The sequence below is a fragment of the Methylobacterium fujisawaense genome (assembly GCF_014138435.1).
Lineage (GTDB): Bacteria > Pseudomonadota > Alphaproteobacteria > Rhizobiales > Beijerinckiaceae > Methylobacterium > Methylobacterium fujisawaense.
The window spans coordinates 411,241-428,809 of sequence record NZ_JACJIM010000004.1; the positions used below are offsets into that span (position 1 = coordinate 411,241).

Sequence of the window (17,569 nt, forward strand, 5' to 3'; positions counted from 1 at the left end):
AGGGATCGCAGCGCCGTCTGGAGGGCTTCCTTCGCGGCCACCGCCGTGCGCCGGGGCCTCAGGAGGGCGTGCGGGGGACTGAGCGGTGGGGGGCGCTACATCCTCACAGCAGGCCGAGGCCGACCAGCTCGCGCCGCAGGGCCTCGGGCATCTCGGCGAGGTCCCCCGACGCCTCGGCGCCGAGGTCGGCCGGCGCGTCGCGCGCCGTGAGGTAGCGCCAGCCCTGGAAGGGCCGGCAGGGCCGGGGCGCCACCGGGACGAGGCGCGGATCGAAGACCAACCGGCAGCGCGGGATGCCGTCCTCGCCGGTCAGCGGTTCGATCGCGGTGATCGCCTGCCGGCAGGACAGAGTCCCCCGGATCACCCAGTAGATCGAGCCGCGCCCGGTGATCTCCCGGTGACGCTTGGGCAGGGTGCGGGTGACGTGGAACGGGGCCGCGGGCCGGCCGTCCCGGAGCGCCTCCTCCCGGAACCGGGCCTGCCGGGCCTCGAGGTCGGCGATGGTGGCGGGGCCGACACAGAGCTTGATCAGGTGCAGGGCCACGGACGTGCTTGCTCGGGATTGCCGGGGGCGGCCCTGATAGCAGGGTCCGCGTCGGGACGCGCCTGCCGAACCGCCTCAGGCGGATGCGGCGGCGCGGTCTTCCGTGCGCGCGGATGGCCGGGGCCGCGTCGGCCTCGCTCGGAAGCCGTCAGGCGAACAGGGCGAGCCGCTGCTCCGGCGTCAGCGCCGCGATCTCGGCGAAGCTCAGGGCCGGATCCTCCGGCGGCATGGCCGGCTCGGGGGCCGCCGCGACGGCCTCGCCCCAGGCCAGATCGGCCATATCCGCTCCGAGCCAGTCGTGGGGCTCCGGCGCGGCGTCGGGCTCCGGCGCGGCCTCGGCGAAGGTGCCGGTGTCAGGGGGCGAGACAGTCTCGGGCTCGTCGGCAAACCCGGGAACGGTGTCCAGGTCGGCCACCCTGTCGATCTCTTCGACCGGCGCCGCGACAGCCTCCGGCTCGGAATCCGCGACCCGCTCCGGTGCTTGCGCATCCGGCTCGGCCTCCGCCGAGACCGGGAGGAACACCAGATCCTCGTGGAGCGCCGGGCTGCCGGGGCGCGCCACGAGGGCGGCCACCGTGATGGCCGGTACGTCCATGGCGATGTAGCGGTCGACGTCGCTCTGGTTCAGATCGGCCGGCTCGCCGGCCGGCCGCGCGCTCCGGTGGGGCGGAACCCGCACCGCGTCCTCGCCCCAGATGGCGATCATCGCGGAGACCCGGTCCTCCAGGTAGCGCAGGGTGTAGACGATCCGGGCAGTGCGCTGCGCGGTCAGGTCCTGGAAGGAGCAGGCGGTGTAGATCGCGGTGGCGTGGCGGTCGAGGGCGTCGCAGGCCTGCGCGTCGGCCCCATGCTCGCGGAGGGTCCAGGCCGCCTCCTGGATCGACTCGGCGGCGCTGAGGATGTCGGAGGTGGCCTGCTCGGTCTCGCGCACGATGGCGTCGAGGGCGAGCGACGCCTGCGTCAGCCGGGTCTCGTCGCTGTTCGGGGCGTTGAGCGCCGCGATCTCGCCCTTGGTCCGGCTGATCGCGTCGGCCATGTCGAGAAGGTTGCCGCGCAGGTGGCCGAAAGCCTCCTGCCCGCGGTCGGCGGTGACGCTCCGCTCCAGCCGTGCGATCGCTCCGAGCAGCACCTCGGTTTCGGGGCCCCGGTTGCGCCGGGCGTATTCGGCGAGGAACCAGCGGCCGCGCTCGCTGGCGCTGATCGTCGCCTCAATCGCCTCGTACTCGGCCGACGCATGCGCGCTCGGAGTCACGGAACCGAACATGGGCCTCTCTGGACGCTGGCGGCGGGCGCGGTAGCGGCCCGCCCAGGTGCGCGCCAATCCCCGGGAATTTGACAGACTCCCTTTAACGGGCGCTTACGGACGGCCTACGGCCCCCGCCCCTCCCGTCGAGACCCGCCTTGCCCCGCCCGTCCGGCCCGGCGCGCCTGTCGCTGCTCTACGCCGTGGTGTTCACCGAGATCGGCATCGCGATGCCGTTCATGCCCCTGTGGCTCGACGCCCTGGGCCTCGATGCAAGGGTGATCGGCCTCCTGCTCGCGCTGCCGATCGCCACGCGAATCGCCGCCACGGCCCCGCTCATGAGCCTGCTCGACCGGGGCCTGGGCCCGCGCCGGCTGATCCTGCTCGGCAGCCTCGCGCTCAGCCTGACCTACGCGTTGATGCCCGCCGCAGCCGGGATCGCCTGGCCGTGGCTCGCCGCGCTCATCGTGCTCAACGCGGTCGCCGGCGCGCCCCTCGTGCCCTGCATCGACTACCTGACGCTCGCGGCCGTGCGCGGGGATTCCCGCCTCGCCTATTCGCGGATCCGGATGGCGGGCTCCGTCGCGTTCCTGCTGGCGAACCTCGCGGGCGGAGTGCTTCTGACGGCGCTGGGCGGGCGGCTCGCCGTGCCGCTTCTGCTGACCGGCCTCGCCCTCGGCGCGGCGCTGGTGGCGTGGCGCAGCCGCGCGGTGGCGGCCCTGCCGCCGTCCGCGGCGGGAACCGGCCGGCCGCGGCTGCCTCTGAAGCTGTGGCTGTGCATCGGCGCGGCGGCCGCGATCCAGGCGAGCCACGGGGCGATCTACGGGTTCGGCAGCATCTACTGGACCAGCCAGGGGATCCCGGCGGCCTGGGTCGGCTCGCTCTGGGCGACCGGGGTGCTCGCCGAGATCGCCCTGTTCGCCGCCCTGCCCGCCCTGCCCGCCGCCTGGCGCAACCCGGTGCGGCTCCTCGGCGCCGGGGCCGTCGCGGCGATCCTGCGGGCGGTCGGCATGTTCCTCCTCGGCGACCATCTCGCCGCGCTGGTGCCGCTGCAATGCCTCCACGGCCTGACCTTCGGGGCGACGCAGCTCGGCGCCATGGCGGCGGTCTCGGCCTACGCTCCGGACGGCGCCCGGGGCCGGGCGCAGGGCACGCTCAGCGCGGTCAATGCCGGGATCTCGGTGGTCGCGACCCTGGGCAGCGGCGTCGCCTACCGGGCCGGCGGCCCCCTCGCCTTCCTGCTCATGGCGCCGCTCGCCGCCGCGGGCCTGGGGCTCGCCCTGGCCTCACGTCGCGCTTCAGGGGTGAGGTTGGAGACGGATCGTCAACCGTAATGTCGTCATAACCGCCGGGCAGGGTGGTGCCTCGATCGAGGAGTATGGGTGTTGCTGAGCGAGGGCACTGTTCCCGGCGCCTTGGCCGGCGCCGCGCTGCGGGACCGGACGGCCGACGGCCGTCTGACGCTCGACGGCCGCTGGACCGCCGACCAGGGCCCGGCCGTCGAGGCCGCGGCCGCGGGCATCGCGGCGGCCGGCCGCGCCGGGCCGGTGGCGGTCGACCTGTCGGCCATCGAGCGCCTCGACACCCTCGGCGCCTGGGTTCTGGAGCGGACCCGCGCCGAGATCGAGCAGGCGGGGGGCGCCCTCACCTATCTCAACGCACGGCCGGAGCACCGCACCCTTCTGGGGGAGGTTCGCCTGCGCGAGCCGGACGCGCCGCCGCCCCGGCGGCACGGCCCGGTCGTCGGCCTGCTCGATGCCACCGGGCGCCAGACGGTGCAGGGCGGCCATGAATTCGTCACCGCCCTCGCCTTCCTCGGCGAGCTGATCGCCGCCTGCGGACGCGTCGCCCTGCGGCCCGGCACGTTCCGCGGCAACGCCCTGATCAACCAGATCCAGCAGGTGGCGCTCAACGGCACGCCGATCATCGTGCTGATCTCGTTCCTGGTGGGCGGCATCGTCGCCCAGCAGGGGATCTTCCAGCTCCAGCGCTTCGGCGCCCAGACCTTCGTGGTCAACCTGATCGGCCTGCTGATCCTGCGCGAGATGGGCGTGCTGCTCACCTCGATCATGGTCGCCGGCCGCTCCGGCTCGGCGATCACCGCCGAGATCGGCTCCATGCGCATGCGCGAGGAGGTGGACGCGCTCCGGGTCATGGGCCTCGACCCGGTCGAGATCCTGATCGTGCCCCGGGTGCTCGCCCTGATGATCGGCCTGCCGATGCTGACGCTGATCGGCGACCTCGCGGCGCTCGCCGGCGGCGGGCTCACCGCGATGCTCTATGGCGGCCTGACCCTCGACCAGTTCCTGGTCCGGCTCCAGGCGGCGGTGGGCGTCCACCACGTCATGGTCGGGCTGATCAAGGCGCCGTTCATGGCGCTGACCATCGGGGTGATCGCCACGATCGAGGGTTTCGCGGTCGAAGGCTCGGCGGAATCGCTCGGCCGCCACGTCACCGCGTCGGTGGTGAAGTCCATCTTCATGGTCATCGTCCTCGATGGCCTGTTCGCGGTGTTCTTCGCCGCGATCGACTTCTGAGGCCGACCCGATGACCGCCCCCGCCCCGATCATCCGCGTGCGCGACCTCGTGGTCGGATTCCGCGACCGCAACATCCTGAAGGGTCTGAGCCTCGACATCCGCGCCGGTGAGATCCTCGGCTTCGTCGGGCCCTCGGGCCAGGGCAAGTCGGTGCTCACCCGGACGATCCTGGGCCTCAACCCGAAGCGGGCCGGCACGATCGAGGTGTTCGGCCGGGACGTCGACGAGCTCACCTACGCGGAGCGGCGCCGGATGGAGCAGCGCTGGGGCGTGCTGTTCCAGCAGGGCGCTCTGTTCTCGGCGCTCACCGTCAAGCAGAACATCCAGGTGCCGATGCGCGAGCACCTGAACCTGTCCGAACGCCTCCTCGACGAGTTCGCCCGGCTCAAGATCGAGATGGTCGGCCTGAAGCCCGACGCCGCCGACAAGCTGCCCTCGGAGCTGTCGGGCGGCATGATCAAGCGCGCGGCGCTCGCCCGCTCCCTGGCCCTCGACCCCGAGATCCTGTTCCTCGACGAGCCGACCTCGGGCCTCGACCCGATCGGCGCCGGCGAGTTCGACGACCTCGTCTCGACCCTCAAGGAAACGCTGGGCCTGACCGTCTTCATGGTCACCCACGACCTCGACAGCCTCTACACCGCCTGCGACCGCATCGCGGCGCTCGGCGACGGCCAGATCATCGCCGCCGGCACGATCGACGAGATGCTGGCGAGCGACCATCCCTGGCTGCGCTCCTACTTCCACGGCAAGCGTGCCCGGACCATCGCCACGGGCGGCGCATCGGCTCATGCCTGACCCGATGCCTGATCACCGTCCCACCCAGATCCCGCCCTGCTCCCCTCCGGGTGCCGGGGCCACAGGCCCGGCCGCATCCCCGCCGGCCAGAACCGCAGGTTGAGCGCATGGAAACCCGCGCGAACTACGCCCTCATCGGGGCCTTCACCATCGCCGTCATCCTGGCGGGCTTCGGCACCGTGCTGTGGCTCTCCGGCGGCTCGTCGCGGCAGGTCAGCCAGATCGTCCGCATCGTCTTCTCCGGCTCGGTCGGGGGGCTCTCGCGCGGATCGAGCGTGAACTTCAACGGCATCAAGGTCGGCGAGGTCACCGATATCCGCCTCGCTCCGCAGGATCCCCGCCGGGTGCTCGCCACGATCAAGGTCGATCCCGCGACCCCGCTCCGGGCCGACACCCGCGCCCGCCTCGACTCGGCGATGCTCACCGGCGTCTCGGTGATCTCCCTGTCGGGCGGCAACGCCGACGCGCCGGTGCTGACCCCGATGGCCAACGGCGAGCCGCCGACCATCTTCGCCGATTCCTCCGACATGCAGGACATGATGGCGCTGGCCCGTCAGGTGGCGCAGCGGGCCGACGACATGCTCGCCCGCCTGGACAGGCTCGTCTCCGCCAACGAGGGGGCGATCAACCGGTCGCTGTCCAATGTCGAGACCTTCTCCAAGACGCTCGCCGATGCCGGCCCCAACATCTCCGCCCTGGTCAAGGCGGTGGACGGCGCGAAGCTCGGCCGCGTGATCGACAACGCCGACCGCTTCTCGGCGGCCCTGTCCAAGGCCAGCCCCGACATCGAGGCGGGCCTGCACGACGCCCGGCTGCTCGCCGGCAAGCTCAGCGCCTCGGCCGACAAGATCGACGCGGTGCTCAACGGCGCCGAGAGCTTCCTGGGCTCGGCCTCCGGCCAGGAGGGCTCCAGCACCTTCTCGGAGATCCGCGCGGCGGCGATCTCGGTGCGCGACGCCGGCAAGGCGTTCCGGACCATGTCGGAGAACCTCGACAAGCGCACCGCCAGCATCGCGACCAGTTTCGGACGGCTCAGCGGCACCGGCCGCCGGGAGGTGGAGGCCCTGTCGGGGGACGGGCAGCGGACCCTGAGCACCCTCAACCGCACGGTGCGCAGCCTGGAGCGCGACCCGAGCCAGGTGATCTTCGGCGGCAAGCCATCGTTGCCCGAATACAACGGTGGGCGCTGAAAGCGCGCGGCGCCGGACGGATGTGTCCCGGCGCACGGCACGGATGCCGCAGCGGATTAGTTTTAACCGCATAGCTTTTACAGCTCCGCTGCTCGCCGGCGGAGTTTCTCAGGTCATGTGTATGGTCCGCTCGTCCCACATCCTCGCCGCCGCGCTGTTCGCCGCCCTCCTGGGCGGCTGCGGCGGCGGTGTGGCGCCCCTCACCTTCGACCTCGCGGCGCTGCCCCCCGCGGGCCGGCCGATCGCGGCCGGCCGTTCGATCGTGGTGTCGGAGCCGGTGGGGATCCAGCCCTTCGAGGCCGACCGGATCATCGTGCGCGAGAACGGCGGGGCGCTGTCCTTCCTGGGCGGCGGCCAATGGGCCGACCGGCTGCCGCGCCTGATCCAGACGCGGCTCATCCAGAGCCTGGAGAATTCCGGCCGGCTCCGCTCGGTGAGTCGCCCCGGCGACAAGGTCGTGGCCGACTACCAGCTGATCAGCGAGATCCGCGCCTTCGATGTCCAGGCCGCGACCGGCGAGGCGGTGGTCGACCTGTCGCTGAAGCTCGTAGCCGACGGCACCGGCAAGGTCGCCGCCGCGCGGATCTTCACGGCCCGGGTCCCGGTGTCCAAGATCGATGCCGGAAACGGCGCCCGCGCCCTCGATCAGGCGCTGGTGACCGTGCTCGCCGACGTGGTGCGGTGGGTGAACAGCGGGCGGTGAAACCGCCTCACTCCATCACGGCGGCCTTCATGATCACCACCATGGTGGCCCGGGCCGGGCCGTCCGTGCAGCGGATGAGGTGGGGCCGGTCGCAGCGGTAGCGCAGGGTCTCGCCGGCCCGCGCGCGCTGCACGCTGCCGCCGATCTCGACCTCGAACGCGCCCTCGGCGACCGACAGCGATTCCACCGAGCCGCGCTGGTGCGGGTCCGAGTCGAGGACGCCGCCGAGATCCGCCGTGACCTCGTACCATTGCAGCCACTCGATCGTCTTGAGCCAGCCGATGATCGCGAGCCGCACCTTCCCGTCCTCGGAGACGAGGATCGGCGTGTCGGCCCGGGAGGTCTTCTCGATGAAGGGCTCCTCGTCGCCCGCCGCCAGCACCCGCTCGATGGACACGTCCAGCGCCTGCGACAGGCGCCAGATGGTCGCGAGGGTCGGATTGGTCTCGTTGCGCTCGATCTGGCTGATGATCGATTTGGCCACGCCGGACTGCTCGGCGAGTTCCGAGAGCGACAGGTTGTAGGCCTTGCGCAGCCGCTGGATGGTCTTGCCGAGCTGCCCGGAGAGCGCCTGCGCGCCGGTCAGCAGGTCGCGCCCGCGCCCCCGGTCGGGCCGTTCCGCCTGATCCTGCATCGTCACCGGTCCGCCTGTACCGTTCCGTTATCCGAACGATCGTGCGCTTCTTCAAACGCAATCGCCGCCCGGTTGCAAGGCGGCGGGCGGCGGGCGCGCGGGAAAGTGCCGGCTCGGGCGCGGCCTACGACCAGAGAGCGTGGAAGTGATGGACCGGCCCGTGGCCCGTCCCGACCGCGAGCTGGTCGGCGGCGGCGAGGGCGGCCGTGAGGTAAGCCTTGGCGGCCGCCACCGCCTCAGGCAGATCCAGGCCCTGGGCGAGTCCCGCCGCCACCGCGGCCGAGAGCGTGCAGCCGGTGCCGTGGGTGTTGGTCGTCGCGATTCGCGGCGCCGAGAGGGTCCGCAGGGTGCCGTCCGCCGTGACGAGGTGGTCGATGCTCTCGCGCCCCACGCCGTGGCCGCCCTTGATCAGCACCGCCCGGGCGCCCAGCCCCACGAGCCGCCGGGCCTGGGCCACGATCGTCGCCGCGTCCGTGGCGACGGCCTCGCCGAGGAGCACCGCCGCCTCCGGCAGGTTGGGGGTGATCAGATCGGCCCGCGGCAGCAGCCGCTCGCGGAGCGTCGCCACGGCCGCGTCCGCGATCAGCCGGTCGCCGCTCGTGGCGACCATCACGGGATCGAGGACGACCGGGATCGCCCCGGCGTGGCGCGCCAGCCCCTCGGCCACGGCGGCGATCACCGCCACCTGCGACAGCATGCCGATCTTCACGGCCTTCACGGCGAGGTCGGAGAACACGCTGTCGATCTGCCGGGTGACGAAGTCCGGCGGCACGTCGTGGATGCCCTGGACCCCCGTCGTGTTCTGCGCGGTCAGCGCCGTGATCACGCTGGCCCCGTAGACGCCGAGCGCCGAGAAGGTCTTGAGGTCCGCCTGGATGCCGGCGCCCCCGCCGGAATCCGAGCCCGCGATCGTCACCGCGATGGGCGCGGGGTCGCTCATCGCGAGGCCGCCCGCTCCGCCAGGGCGTCGTCGATCCGCGCGCGCAGGTCGCGGGCGCGCTGGCGCACCGAGTCCGCGCCGAACAGGGCGGTGATCACCGCGACGCCGTCCGCCCCCGCGGCGATCACCGCGGCGGCGTTCTCCAGGCCGATCCCCGCGATGGCGCCGAGCGGCAGGTCCGCCCCGCGGGCGAGGCGGGCGCGGAAGGCGATGCTGGCAAAGCCGTCGAGGCCCACGGGCGGGTCGGGATTGTCCTTGCTGGTGGTGGCGAACACGCCGCCGATGCAGGCGTAGTCGACGGGAAGCCGGTACAACTCGTCCGCCTGGGCGGCCTTCTTGAGGGTGAGACCGATGATCGCGCTCTCCCCCAGGAGGCGGCGGGCATCCGCCGGATGGAGGTCGCTCTGGCCGAGATGCACCCCGTCCGCGCCTGCGGCGAGGGCGAGGTCGACGCGGTCGTTGACGAGGACCGGGATCCGGCCGCCCACGGCTTCCAGGATCGCCCGGAGCCGCCCCAGGGCGGCGCGGGCATCGGCGATGTCCTTCTCGCGGTACTGGAGCAGGGTGCAGCCCCCGGCCACCGCTTCGGCGCCGAGTTCAGCCAGCCGCGCCCCGTCGGCGCCGCAGACGCCGACGTCGAGGAGGCCGTAGAGTCGCAGGTCGACCGCCTGTCTCCCGGTCGATGCGGCGCTGGCGCTGGCTGGCATCGCTGTCGCTGTATCCTCGTTCCGGCAGAACCGCCCCGGCGGCGTCCGCGCCGGTCCCTCCCTGTTTGGGCAGGCATCGGCGCGTTGGCAAGCGCACGGGGCCGCTCCGTCCGACAGCGGCGTTGACGCGCGGCGATCCTGTCCCCCTATAGGTGGGATCCGCTCCGGCGCGTCCCGGGGGAGAGGCGGTCGAGGAACGATGAAGGGTGCCGCGGCGCAGACGGATGCGCGGGGGGCGCAGGCCTCGCCGGAGCGCTCCTCCGTAGGCCTCGTCGCGGTGATCGTCGCCGCGACCAAGGGGGAGCCGCGCGCCCTGACGATCCGCGTGCCCGACCAGGCACCGGGCCGGGGCGACGGCCTGCCGGCCGGCCCGCTGGTCCCCGAGCACGCGACCCTGGAACGGGGCCTGCGCGCCTGGGTGGAGCGGCAGACGCACCAGCGTCTGGGCTACGTGGAGCAGCTCTACACCTTCGGCGACCGGGACCGCTCCGGCACGGCGAACCTGTCCGGCGTGCATTCGCTCTCGGTGGCCTATCTGGCGCTCGTTCGCGAGGAGCGGCCGGCCGGCTTGGCCGAGGCCGCGTGGCAGAACTGGTACCGCTACCTGCCCTACGAGGATTTCCGCCAGGGGCGCCCCCGCCAGCTCGACGCCATCGAGGCGCGGCTCGCAGCCTGGGCGTCCGAGCCCGAGGAATGCGCTACCCGGACCCGCCGCCTGGACCGCCTCGGCCTGACCTTCGGCATGAACGGCGGCACGTGGAACGAGGAGCGTGTCCTGGAGCGCTACGAGTTGCTGTTCGAGGCCGGTCTGATCCCGGAGGCGAAGGGCAATCCCGGTCCGGCCCTCCCGAACGACCCGACCGGCGTGCCCATGGCCTTCGACCACCGGCGGGTGCTCGCCACCGCGATCGGCCGGCTCCGGGGCAAGATCAAGTATCGCCCGGTGGTGTTCGAGCTGATGCCGCCGGAATTCACCCTGCTCCAGCTCCAGCGCACCGTGGAGGCCCTGTCGGGGACGCAGCTGCACAAGCAGAATTTCCGCCGTCTCGTGGCGCAGCAGGGACTGGTGGAGGAGACCGAGAGCGTCACCAGCGGCGCCGCCGGCCGGCCGGCGCGGCTCGTGCGCTTCCGCCGGGAGGTGCTGCTGGAGCGGCCCGCCCCGGGGTTGCGGCTGCCGTCGCGGCGGGTGGGCTGACGAACGGGATCGATCCTACCGTCGCGCCAGGATGCCGAGGCCCGGGCCGGCGGTGCGCCGTAGGCCGCCCCCCAGGCCTTCAGCCTGTCCTGGCCGGCCCGGCCGTCGAAGACGCGGTCGGCGAAGCTGTCGGTGCGCCCCTCCGGCAGGCCGGACGGGATGGCGTTCGTCAGGACGAGGGTGTGGAAACCGGCCTCCGGATGGAGCGACACGAGGATCTGCGCGCCGGTGCTGAAGGCGCCGGCATGGCTCCAGGCGAGGCCGTGGCGACCGTACGCGCTGGTCCAGCGTTGGTCGCCCCGTGTCGGATTCTCACCGCAGGTGTGGTCGTCGGCCGGTACAGACCGCGCCCGCGCCGGCCGTCACGGCATCCTCGAACGGGCGCGGCGCGTTCGGGATTCGCATGCGCCCGCGCGTGGCCGGGCTATCGGAACGGGTTGTCGTCTGCCGGGGGCTTCACGCCATGGAGCATCCGGTAGAGCGTCCATTCCTCGACGATCTTGTTGCCCGGCAGGGAGCAGAGCCCGATCGCGCCCCCATCCGGCAGCTTCGCGATGATCGACCGTCCCCCCATCGTTGCGCAGAAGGCGGAGGCCGGGTTTTCCAGCGCCTGCGCCGGTCCCGGTCGGGCGATGGCGGCGCACAGCGCGAAGGCGATGACGAGCCTCTCGGCGCGACCGCCCGACGGCAGGATCGGAGGGGACATCGGCCGCCCCTGCCCTACCCGTAGGTGTGGTCGTCGGCCGGGAACCGCCCGGCCCGGACCTCCTCCGCGTAGGCTTTCACGGCCTCCTCGATATGGTTGCGCAGGCTGCCGAACTGGCGCACGAATTTCGGCGTCCGCTCGGACAGGCCGAGCATGTCCTCCAGCACGAGGATCTGGCCGTCGCAGACCGCGGAGGCGCCGATGCCGATCGTGGCGGCCGTCACCCGGGGCGAGGTCGCGATGGCGCGAGCCACCGGCTCGACGATGCCCTCCAGCACGATCGCGAAGGCGCCGGCCTCGGAGATGGCGCGGGCATCCTCCAGAAGGCGGCGCTCGTCGTCGGGCCCCCGGCCCTGGACCTTGAAGCCGCCCATCGTGTTCACAGCCTGCGGGGTGAGGCCGATATGCCCCATCACCGGTACGCCGCGCTGGACCAGGAACGCCACCGTCTCGGCGAAATGGGCTCCGCCCTCCATCTTGATCGCGCCCGCGCCCGTCTCTTTCAGCACCCGGGACGCGTTGAGGAACGCCTGTTCCCGGCTGGCCTCGTAGGAGCCGAACGGCATGTCGACCACGACGAGCGCCTTCTCGGTGCCGCGGATCACCGCCTGGGCCTGGAGGATCATCATCTCCAGGGTCACGGGGATCGTCGATTCCATCCCGTGCATGACCATGCCGAGGGAATCGCCCACGAGGATGAAGTCGCAATAGGGATCTACGATGCCGGCCGTGTGGGCGTGGTAGGCGGTCAGCGCGGTGATCTTGCGCCCCTCGGCCTTGCGCTTGCCGATATCGATCGCCCGGAGCCGTCGGGACTGCACGACCTGCGACATGATTCAGATCCCTTCCGGCACCGAGGGCAAGCGCCGGTCCCCTCTCCCGTGCGGGAGTGGGACAGGATGAGGGGGTGACTTGTCCGGAAAGACCTGTTCCCTCACCCCAACCCTCTCCCGCTCAGGAGAGGGGGCGCGTCCCGTTTCATGCGTCCCTCTTACACCGCCCGGCGCCGCGGGTCAGCGCCCCGCCTGTGGCTCGGCGCCCGCCTTCCAGGCCGGATCGACCTGCAGGTTCGCGGTCTCGTGCGTCTCCTGCCAGCCCTCGACGCCCTGGGGGAACCAGCGCACGCCGGTATAGCCCTTCAGGATGAGGCGCTTGGCGGCGTTCCAGCTGCCCCAGCACTCCACGTGGCAGAACACCACCACCGGGCGAGCCTTGTCGCCGCCCGTCAGCGCGGCGACCCGTTCGTAGAACAGCGCCTCGCGCGCGGGCGCCAGGGGCTCGGCGCCGGCCTCCGGCATCCAGACGGCCCCCGGAATCGAGGGATGCACCGGAAGCCACAACCGTCCCTCCGGGAAGTTCGACGGTTTGCGGTCCGGGGCAGCCACGTCGATCAGCACCGGCTTGTCGGGGCCCGCCATCAGGGCCGCGACGGCGTCGGCATCGACCACCGTCGCCCCTTTCAGGGTCTGTGGCGTGTAGCCCTTCGGCGGGCCGGCATAGAGCCCCTCCGGCTCGGGGACGTTGACCGGCGAATCGGCCGGCGCGGCGGCGAGGCAGAGGAGTGCGGCACAGGCCGCAGCGGCCCGGCCGGTCAGGAGGAGGCGCCGCATGGTCAGTTCGTCGGGCCCGGCGGGGTGAAGCTGTGCTGCCAGCGCCCGCCCTGGTTGTCGGAAGCCGCCACCTGGATCGGCTTGCCGTCCGGCTTGAACGCGAAGTTGATCACCGGGTTCGAGGCGATGGAGATGTCGCCCGTCATGGTGAAGACCGTCCGGTCGCCCGCCGAGACGGTGAGCTTGTCGATGTAGCGCGCCGGCGTGTAGTCGCGGGTCACCTGGTTCATCTGCATGCCCGAGAAATTCGGGTGGCGGATCATCAGCGTCGCCTCCACGGGCTTGCCGGGCTGGGTCTCGGCGAACTTCATGCGCATGTCGCCCATGCCCTTCATGGCCTCCTCGTCGCTCATGCCCATCGGGGCCGAACAGCCGCCGGACGCCTTCACGAACTGCTTGGCCTCGTAGAGCTTGCCGTCCTGCGTCTCCACCACGGCGTGCATGTCGGTGTAGTTGTTGACCCGCACGCGCAGCTTCAACTCGGCCGGGTCGGCGGCCGGTCCGAACTCGAACTTGGCCGCGTAGGGCGCCGGGTTGTCGTCGATGATCAGCGAGACCGCCTTGATCTGCCCGTCGTTGGGCATGGTCAGGGTGATCGGCACCAGGGCGGCGTCGAGCGCCCGGGCGGGGGCGTCGATCTTCACGAGGCTGTCGGTCTGGGCGATCTGGCGGTCGCCGAAGATCGACTTGGCGATCTCCTGCCAGCGGGCCGCCCGCTCCTGATCGGTATCGGAGGCGCCCGCCGCCTGCGCAGCGTGGACGAGGGGGCCGGACAGGGCGGTCGCCGCCAGGGCGGCGCCGAGGGCGAGGGTGAAGAGGGTCTTTCCGATCCGGTGGGTCATGGCGTGCCTCCCGTTGTCATCCGATATGGGGAACCGAAAATCCTATTCCCACTCGAGTTCCTGATAGGCCACGGTGACGTTGCGGCCGTTGTAGGTCTCGAACAGCGCCCACTGGTCCCGCTGGTCCGCGGCGACGCGCGTCACCGCCTTCTCGATGGGAACGTCCTTGGCGATCGCAGCCCGGGTCCCGTCGCGGAGGGCGGTCAGGTAGCCGGTAAGGTCGGACAGCGCCGGGGCGAGATCCACCGCGACGGGGCCGTGGCCCGGCACCGCCCGTGAGGCGCCCATGGCCTTCAGGCGCTCGATCTCGCTCAGCCAGCCCTTGAGGCTGCCGTCGAGGGACGGGATCCGGTTCACGAACAGCAGGTCGGCGGGGAACAGCAGGCCGCTGCCGGAATCGATCATCGACAGGTCCGAGGTGGTGTGCGCCGGCCCGTGCGCCGTGAAGGTCAGGCGCCGGTCGCCGAGGTCGATCTCGGCCGTCTCGGCCACGCTCATCGTCGGGTAGACCACCGGCCCGGTCCGGTCCTCGCCCAGGAGATCGATCAGGCGCTTGCGGTAGAACTCGCCCCGGGCCGAGAGCGCCTCGGTGAGCTTGGCGTGGCCGATGAAGACCGGCTTGTCCTGGACGAACGCCCCCGCGCCGAAGACGTGGTCGGGATGGACATGGGTCAGCACGACGTGGGTGATCGGCTTCTGCGTGCGCTTGACGATCTCGGCGCGCAGCCACTGGCCGTCCGCGAGGCTGCCGCCGGATTCCGTCACCAGCACGCCGCTCTTGCCGACGAGGAAGCCGATATTGGCGATGGCGTCCGCATTGTCGGAGGTTGCGTCGGCGATCAGGCCCTTGCGCACGAACACGCCCGGGCCGACCTCCTCCATCGTGAAGCTCTCGGCGGCGCGGCCCAGCGTCGGCAGGCAGCACAGGCAGAGCCCCGCGAAGAGCGCGTGCCGCCGCGTCAGCCCGGCGCCGGCGGCGAACGTCCTCGGATGGACGGCGGATGCCGTCATGCCGAAACCTCCCGATCTTGATTGTCTACCATTAAGTAGGTAGATTGCTCCTCCGTCAAGGGGTGGGCCGGGATCGGGATCGCGGCCGGCCCCACATTCGCGTGAGCCGGAGCGACGATCGCCGCGATGAGGGATACCCGCGCCGAGCTGCTGATGCAGGCCGAGACCCTGGTGCGGGGACGCGGCTATGCCGGCTTCAGCTACGCCGACCTCGCGGCGGCGGTGGGCATCCGCAAGGCGAGCATCCACCACCACTTCCCCACCAAGATCGATCTCGGCGCCGCCCTGGTGGCGGCCTATGCGGCGCGCTACGCCGCCGCCCTGGAGGCGATCCGCCGGGACGTCCCGGACGGGCCGGGCCGGGTCGAGGCCTATGGCCGGCTCTATCTCGGCGGTGTCGAGCAGGGGCTCGGCTGCCTGTGCGCGGCGCTCGCCATCGAGGGCGAGGCCCTGCCCGAGCGCCTGCGCCGGGACATTGCGGCCTTCTTTGCGGATCACCTCGCGTGGCTGGAGGCGATCCTGCGGGAGGGGCAGGCGGACGGGAGCGTCCGCGGCGGCGCGGATCCGGCGGCGCTCGCCCGCTACGTCGTCGCCACCCTGGAGGGGGCGCTGCTGATGGAGCGCCTGTTCGCGAGCCCGGCGGCCTTCCGGGGGACGCTGGCGGTCCTGGTGGACGGGCTCAGGCCGCAGTGAACCGCGCGTAGCCGTCCGCCCGGAGGCGGCAGGCCGGGCAGGTCCCGCAGCCGTAGCCCCAGGGATGCCGCTGCCCGCGCTCGCCGAGGTAGCAGGTGTGGCTCTCCTCGACGATCAGGTCGACCAGCGCTCGGCCCCCCAACGTCTCGGCCAGTTCCCAGGTCTGCGCTTTGTCGAGCCACATCAGCGGCGTGTGCAGGACGAAGCGCCGCTCCATGCCGAGGTTGAGCGCCACCTGCAGGGCCTTGATCGTGTCGTCGCGGCAGTCCGGGTAGCCGGAATAGTCGGTCTCGCACATCCCGCCGACCACGTGCCGGAGGCCCCGCCGGTAGGCGAGCGCCGCCGCGAAGGTCAGGAAGACGAGGTTGCGGCCGGGCACGAAGGTGTTGGGCAGGCCCGACGCCTCGTAGCCGATCGCGGCCTCCCGGGTGAGTGCCGTCTCGGACACCTGCCCGAGGGCGTCGAGGGCGAGCGTGTGGTCTGCCCCGAGGCGGGGCGCCCAGTCGGGATTGAGGCCCGTCGTGCCCGCCCGCAGGGCGGCGCGGCGGTCGAGCTCGACCCGGTGGCGCTGTCCGTAATCGAAGCCGAGGGTCTCGACATGGTCGAACCGGTCCAGCGCCCAGGCGAGGCAGGTGGCCGAATCCTGGCCGCCGGAGAACAGCACCAGCGCGGCGCGGTCCCCCGAAGGCGCGGCCTCACTCGCCATCGTACTCGGCCCAGGACATCGGGGTCTCGGCGACCCGCACCAGCGCGAGGCCCGGCAGGTCCGGCCGGAGGCGCTGCCAGATCCAGGCCGCGATGTTCTCGGCGGTCGGGTTCTCCAGCCCCTCGATCTCGTTGAGGCAATGGTGGTCGAGCCGGGCGAGCAGCGGCCCGAAGATCGACTCGATGTCGTAGAAGTCGATCACCCAGCCGGTGTGGGCATCGACCGGACCGGCCACCGTCAGCTCGACCCGGTAGGAATGCCCGTGCATCCTGTGGCAGCGGTGGGTCTCGGGCACGTTCGGCAGCCGGTGGGCCGCCTCGAAGGTGAAGGCTTGGGTGATCTTCATGGGCGGGGTTCGCGGGCTGGGACCGATCTCGCACCCGCAATAGCGCCGACGGACCGTTTCGCGCAAAGGCTGGCTGTTCCGGGGCGTGCCGCCCGCCCCCCCCCGATGGCCGAGGAGGGCCGCCCCGGTGCAGGGTCAGGCCCGGGGGCGGTCCTCCGCGGCCTCTTCCGACCACCGGGCGTACCAGGCCTTGAACAGGCGCAGCTGCGTCTCCGCGTAGTGGCGCTGGCCGGCGCTCAGCGCGTCGGTGGCGTTGAAGTGGAGGGCGTATTCCGGGTTTCCTTCCAGCACCATGAGGTGCTTGTAGTACAGGACGAGGTCCGGCCCCTCGTCGAAGCTCGACAGGATCGCCAGTGCGGCGTCGAGCTCCTCCGCCCGGCGGCGGGCCTGGACGTCGCCCGCGGCGGCCTTCTCGCACAGGGCGACGAGGTGGAGGACCTCCCGCGGCAGGACGTTGCCGATGCCCGTGATGGCGCCCCGGGCGCCGCAATTGACGTAGCCGTGCACCACCTGCGTATCCACCCCGACCATCAGGGTGATGTCGGGCGACTGGCCGGTGATGTGCTCGGCCGCGTAGGTGAGCGAGGCCGCGCCGCCGAACTCCTTGAAGCCGACGAGGTGCGGATACCGGGTGCGCAGGCGGAAGAACAGGTCCGCCCGGGTCTCGAACCCGTAATAGGGGCTGTTGTAGATCACCGACGGCAGGTCGACCGCCGCCTCGAGGATGCCGGAGAAATGGGCTTCCTGTGCCGCGGCCGCGCTCCCCCGCGACAGGACCCGCGGGATGATCATCAGGCCCTGGGCGCCGGCCGCCTTGGCGTGGGCGGCGAGCGCCGCCGCCCGCTTCGGGTTCTGGGCCCCGGTCCCGACGATGACCGGGACGCCGGCCGCCAGCAGCCGCTCGACGCCCGCCATCCGCTCCTCGTCGGTGAGCAGCGGCCAGTCACCCATCGAGCCGCAATAGACCACCGCCGACATCCCCGCGGCGACGAGGTCCTTCCCCTTCCGCGCCAGGGCGTCGAGATCGGGTGTCCGGTCCGGCCGGCAGGGGGTCATCAGGGCCGGGATCGTGCCGGAGAAGATGTGTCGGTCGAAGGCCATCGCCGGCTCGTCTGCTGGGAGGAGAATCGCCCCGGCCGGCCTGTCGGGCCTCGCGGGGTGGCGCC

At 72.1% G+C, this 17,569-nt stretch carries 20 protein-coding genes; 7 read left to right on the plus strand and 13 right to left on the minus strand.

The genetic code is table 11. From position 1 onward, the window contains the following. Positions 1 to 103: 103 nt before the first annotated feature. A complete protein-coding gene (locus tag GGQ91_RS14555; RefSeq protein WP_053608474.1) occupies positions 104 to 544 on the minus strand; it encodes a DUF1489 family protein in 441 nt (146 codons plus the stop codon). 148 nt (positions 545 to 692) lie between these two features. Next, on the minus strand, positions 693 to 1,808 hold the full coding sequence (locus GGQ91_RS14560) for a hypothetical protein (protein ID WP_182592259.1): 1,116 nt from the start codon (positions 1,806 to 1,808) through the stop codon (positions 693 to 695). Between the two features lie 137 nt (positions 1,809 to 1,945). On the opposite strand from GGQ91_RS14560, the gene GGQ91_RS14565 reads away from it, so the two are divergent. The 5 genes from GGQ91_RS14565 to GGQ91_RS14585 all read left to right on the plus strand — a co-directional run bounded on the left by GGQ91_RS14565 (position 1,946) and on the right by GGQ91_RS14585 (position 7,013). After that, positions 1,946 to 3,121 (plus strand): MFS transporter, encoded by a 1,176-nt coding sequence (locus GGQ91_RS14565; RefSeq protein WP_182592260.1) that lies wholly within the window; start codon positions 1,946 to 1,948, stop codon positions 3,119 to 3,121. Positions 3,122 to 3,169: 48 nt separating this feature from the next. Continuing rightward, on the plus strand, positions 3,170 to 4,324 hold the full coding sequence (locus GGQ91_RS14570; RefSeq protein WP_043355836.1) for an ABC transporter permease: 1,155 nt from the start codon (positions 3,170 to 3,172) through the stop codon (positions 4,322 to 4,324). Between the two features lie 10 nt (positions 4,325 to 4,334). Beyond that, positions 4,335 to 5,120: an ABC transporter ATP-binding protein gene (locus tag GGQ91_RS14575; protein WP_170861809.1), complete on the plus strand. Its 786-nt coding sequence runs from the start codon at positions 4,335 to 4,337 to the stop codon at positions 5,118 to 5,120. Between the two features lie 107 nt (positions 5,121 to 5,227). Then, positions 5,228 to 6,310 (plus strand): MlaD family protein, encoded by a 1,083-nt coding sequence (locus tag GGQ91_RS14580; protein ID WP_043757166.1) that lies wholly within the window; start codon positions 5,228 to 5,230, stop codon positions 6,308 to 6,310. A 121-nt stretch (positions 6,311 to 6,431) separates the two neighbouring features. Then, a complete protein-coding gene (locus GGQ91_RS14585) occupies positions 6,432 to 7,013 on the plus strand; it encodes an ABC-type transport auxiliary lipoprotein family protein (protein WP_043382003.1) in 582 nt (193 codons plus the stop codon). Positions 7,014 to 7,020: 7 nt separating this feature from the next. Here the strand turns inward: GGQ91_RS14585 and GGQ91_RS14590 are convergent, their stop codons facing one another. The 3 genes from GGQ91_RS14590 to thiE all read right to left on the minus strand — a co-directional run bounded on the left by GGQ91_RS14590 (position 7,021) and on the right by thiE (position 9,294). Next, on the minus strand, positions 7,021 to 7,647 hold the full coding sequence (locus tag GGQ91_RS14590; protein WP_043355842.1) for a helix-turn-helix domain-containing protein: 627 nt from the start codon (positions 7,645 to 7,647) through the stop codon (positions 7,021 to 7,023). Positions 7,648 to 7,771: 124 nt separating this feature from the next. Continuing rightward, on the minus strand, positions 7,772 to 8,587 hold the full coding sequence (gene thiD, locus GGQ91_RS14595) for a bifunctional hydroxymethylpyrimidine kinase/phosphomethylpyrimidine kinase (protein WP_053608478.1): 816 nt from the start codon (positions 8,585 to 8,587) through the stop codon (positions 7,772 to 7,774). Beyond that, a complete protein-coding gene (gene thiE, locus GGQ91_RS14600) occupies positions 8,584 to 9,294 on the minus strand; it encodes a thiamine phosphate synthase (protein ID WP_043757170.1) in 711 nt (236 codons plus the stop codon). The genes thiD and thiE overlap by 4 nt, the downstream gene beginning before the upstream one ends. A gap of 199 nt (positions 9,295 to 9,493) precedes the next feature. Between thiE and GGQ91_RS14605 the strand changes: the two genes are divergently transcribed. Then, positions 9,494 to 10,489 (plus strand): NUDIX hydrolase, encoded by a 996-nt coding sequence (locus tag GGQ91_RS14605; protein ID WP_043355850.1) that lies wholly within the window; start codon positions 9,494 to 9,496, stop codon positions 10,487 to 10,489. A gap of 424 nt (positions 10,490 to 10,913) precedes the next feature. Here GGQ91_RS14605 and GGQ91_RS14610 read toward each other — a convergent pair whose 3' ends face one another. From GGQ91_RS14610 to GGQ91_RS14630, 5 genes are all read right to left on the minus strand, one after another. Beyond that, positions 10,914 to 11,195: a DUF333 domain-containing protein gene (locus GGQ91_RS14610; protein WP_051976039.1), complete on the minus strand. Its 282-nt coding sequence runs from the start codon at positions 11,193 to 11,195 to the stop codon at positions 10,914 to 10,916. 14 nt (positions 11,196 to 11,209) lie between these two features. Next, on the minus strand, positions 11,210 to 12,028 hold the full coding sequence (panB, locus tag GGQ91_RS14615; RefSeq protein ID WP_043355852.1) for a 3-methyl-2-oxobutanoate hydroxymethyltransferase: 819 nt from the start codon (positions 12,026 to 12,028) through the stop codon (positions 11,210 to 11,212). Between the two features lie 180 nt (positions 12,029 to 12,208). Next, positions 12,209 to 12,805, minus strand: a complete 597-nt coding sequence (locus GGQ91_RS14620) for a rhodanese-like domain-containing protein (protein WP_075380157.1) — start codon at positions 12,803 to 12,805, stop codon at positions 12,209 to 12,211. A 2-nt stretch (positions 12,806 to 12,807) separates the two neighbouring features. Further along, complete coding sequence (locus GGQ91_RS14625; RefSeq protein WP_182592261.1) at positions 12,808 to 13,647, minus strand: quinoprotein dehydrogenase-associated SoxYZ-like carrier; 840 nt, start codon at positions 13,645 to 13,647, stop codon at positions 12,808 to 12,810. A 42-nt stretch (positions 13,648 to 13,689) separates the two neighbouring features. Then, positions 13,690 to 14,658, minus strand: coding sequence for a quinoprotein relay system zinc metallohydrolase 2 (locus tag GGQ91_RS14630; protein WP_182592262.1), 969 nt, complete (start codon positions 14,656 to 14,658; stop codon positions 13,690 to 13,692). A 126-nt stretch (positions 14,659 to 14,784) separates the two neighbouring features. Between GGQ91_RS14630 and GGQ91_RS14635 the strand changes: the two genes are divergently transcribed. After that, positions 14,785 to 15,351 carry a TetR/AcrR family transcriptional regulator gene (locus GGQ91_RS14635; protein ID WP_043381993.1) on the plus strand — a complete coding sequence of 189 codons (567 nt, stop codon included), beginning with the start codon at positions 14,785 to 14,787 and terminating at the stop codon, positions 15,349 to 15,351. On the opposite strand, the gene queC is transcribed toward GGQ91_RS14635, so the two are convergent. The 3 genes from queC to GGQ91_RS14650 all read right to left on the minus strand — a co-directional run bounded on the left by queC (position 15,338) and on the right by GGQ91_RS14650 (position 17,504). Further along, positions 15,338 to 16,057: a 7-cyano-7-deazaguanine synthase QueC gene (queC, locus tag GGQ91_RS14640; RefSeq protein WP_182592263.1), complete on the minus strand. Its 720-nt coding sequence runs from the start codon at positions 16,055 to 16,057 to the stop codon at positions 15,338 to 15,340. The genes GGQ91_RS14635 and queC overlap by 14 nt on opposite strands. Beyond that, positions 16,047 to 16,403, minus strand: a complete 357-nt coding sequence (gene queD / locus GGQ91_RS14645; RefSeq protein ID WP_043381990.1) for a 6-carboxytetrahydropterin synthase QueD — start codon at positions 16,401 to 16,403, stop codon at positions 16,047 to 16,049. The genes queC and queD overlap by 11 nt, the downstream gene beginning before the upstream one ends. A 135-nt stretch (positions 16,404 to 16,538) precedes the next feature. Then, positions 16,539 to 17,504 (minus strand): dihydrodipicolinate synthase family protein, encoded by a 966-nt coding sequence (locus GGQ91_RS14650; protein WP_043355863.1) that lies wholly within the window; start codon positions 17,502 to 17,504, stop codon positions 16,539 to 16,541. Positions 17,505 to 17,569: the final 65 nt, after the last annotated feature.

Coding starts and splice junctions, on each gene's coding strand:
- GGQ91_RS14560 (WP_182592259.1), bottom strand. CDS start 1,808: ATGTTCGGTTCCGTGACTCCGAGCGCGCATGCGTCGGCCGAGTACGAG.
- GGQ91_RS14575 (WP_170861809.1), top strand. CDS start 4,335: ATGACCGCCCCCGCCCCGATCATCCGCGTGCGCGACCTCGTGGTCGGA.
- GGQ91_RS14580 (WP_043757166.1), top strand. CDS start 5,228: ATGGAAACCCGCGCGAACTACGCCCTCATCGGGGCCTTCACCATCGCC.
- GGQ91_RS14585 (WP_043382003.1), top strand. CDS start 6,432: ATGGTCCGCTCGTCCCACATCCTCGCCGCCGCGCTGTTCGCCGCCCTC.
- GGQ91_RS14590 (WP_043355842.1), bottom strand. CDS start 7,647: ATGCAGGATCAGGCGGAACGGCCCGACCGGGGGCGCGGGCGCGACCTG.
- thiD (WP_053608478.1), bottom strand. CDS start 8,587: ATGAGCGACCCCGCGCCCATCGCGGTGACGATCGCGGGCTCGGATTCC.
- thiE (WP_043757170.1), bottom strand. CDS start 9,294: ATGCCAGCCAGCGCCAGCGCCGCATCGACCGGGAGACAGGCGGTCGAC.
- GGQ91_RS14605 (WP_043355850.1), top strand. CDS start 9,494: ATGAAGGGTGCCGCGGCGCAGACGGATGCGCGGGGGGCGCAGGCCTCG.
- GGQ91_RS14610 (WP_051976039.1), bottom strand. CDS start 11,195: ATGTCCCCTCCGATCCTGCCGTCGGGCGGTCGCGCCGAGAGGCTCGTC.
- panB (WP_043355852.1), bottom strand. CDS start 12,028: ATGTCGCAGGTCGTGCAGTCCCGACGGCTCCGGGCGATCGATATCGGC.
- GGQ91_RS14620 (WP_075380157.1), bottom strand. CDS start 12,805: ATGCGGCGCCTCCTCCTGACCGGCCGGGCCGCTGCGGCCTGTGCCGCA.
- GGQ91_RS14625 (WP_182592261.1), bottom strand. CDS start 13,647: ATGACCCACCGGATCGGAAAGACCCTCTTCACCCTCGCCCTCGGCGCC.
- GGQ91_RS14630 (WP_182592262.1), bottom strand. CDS start 14,658: ATGACGGCATCCGCCGTCCATCCGAGGACGTTCGCCGCCGGCGCCGGG.
- GGQ91_RS14635 (WP_043381993.1), top strand. CDS start 14,785: ATGAGGGATACCCGCGCCGAGCTGCTGATGCAGGCCGAGACCCTGGTG.
- queC (WP_182592263.1), bottom strand. CDS start 16,057: ATGGCGAGTGAGGCCGCGCCTTCGGGGGACCGCGCCGCGCTGGTGCTG.
- queD (WP_043381990.1), bottom strand. CDS start 16,403: ATGAAGATCACCCAAGCCTTCACCTTCGAGGCGGCCCACCGGCTGCCG.
- GGQ91_RS14650 (WP_043355863.1), bottom strand. CDS start 17,504: ATGGCCTTCGACCGACACATCTTCTCCGGCACGATCCCGGCCCTGATG.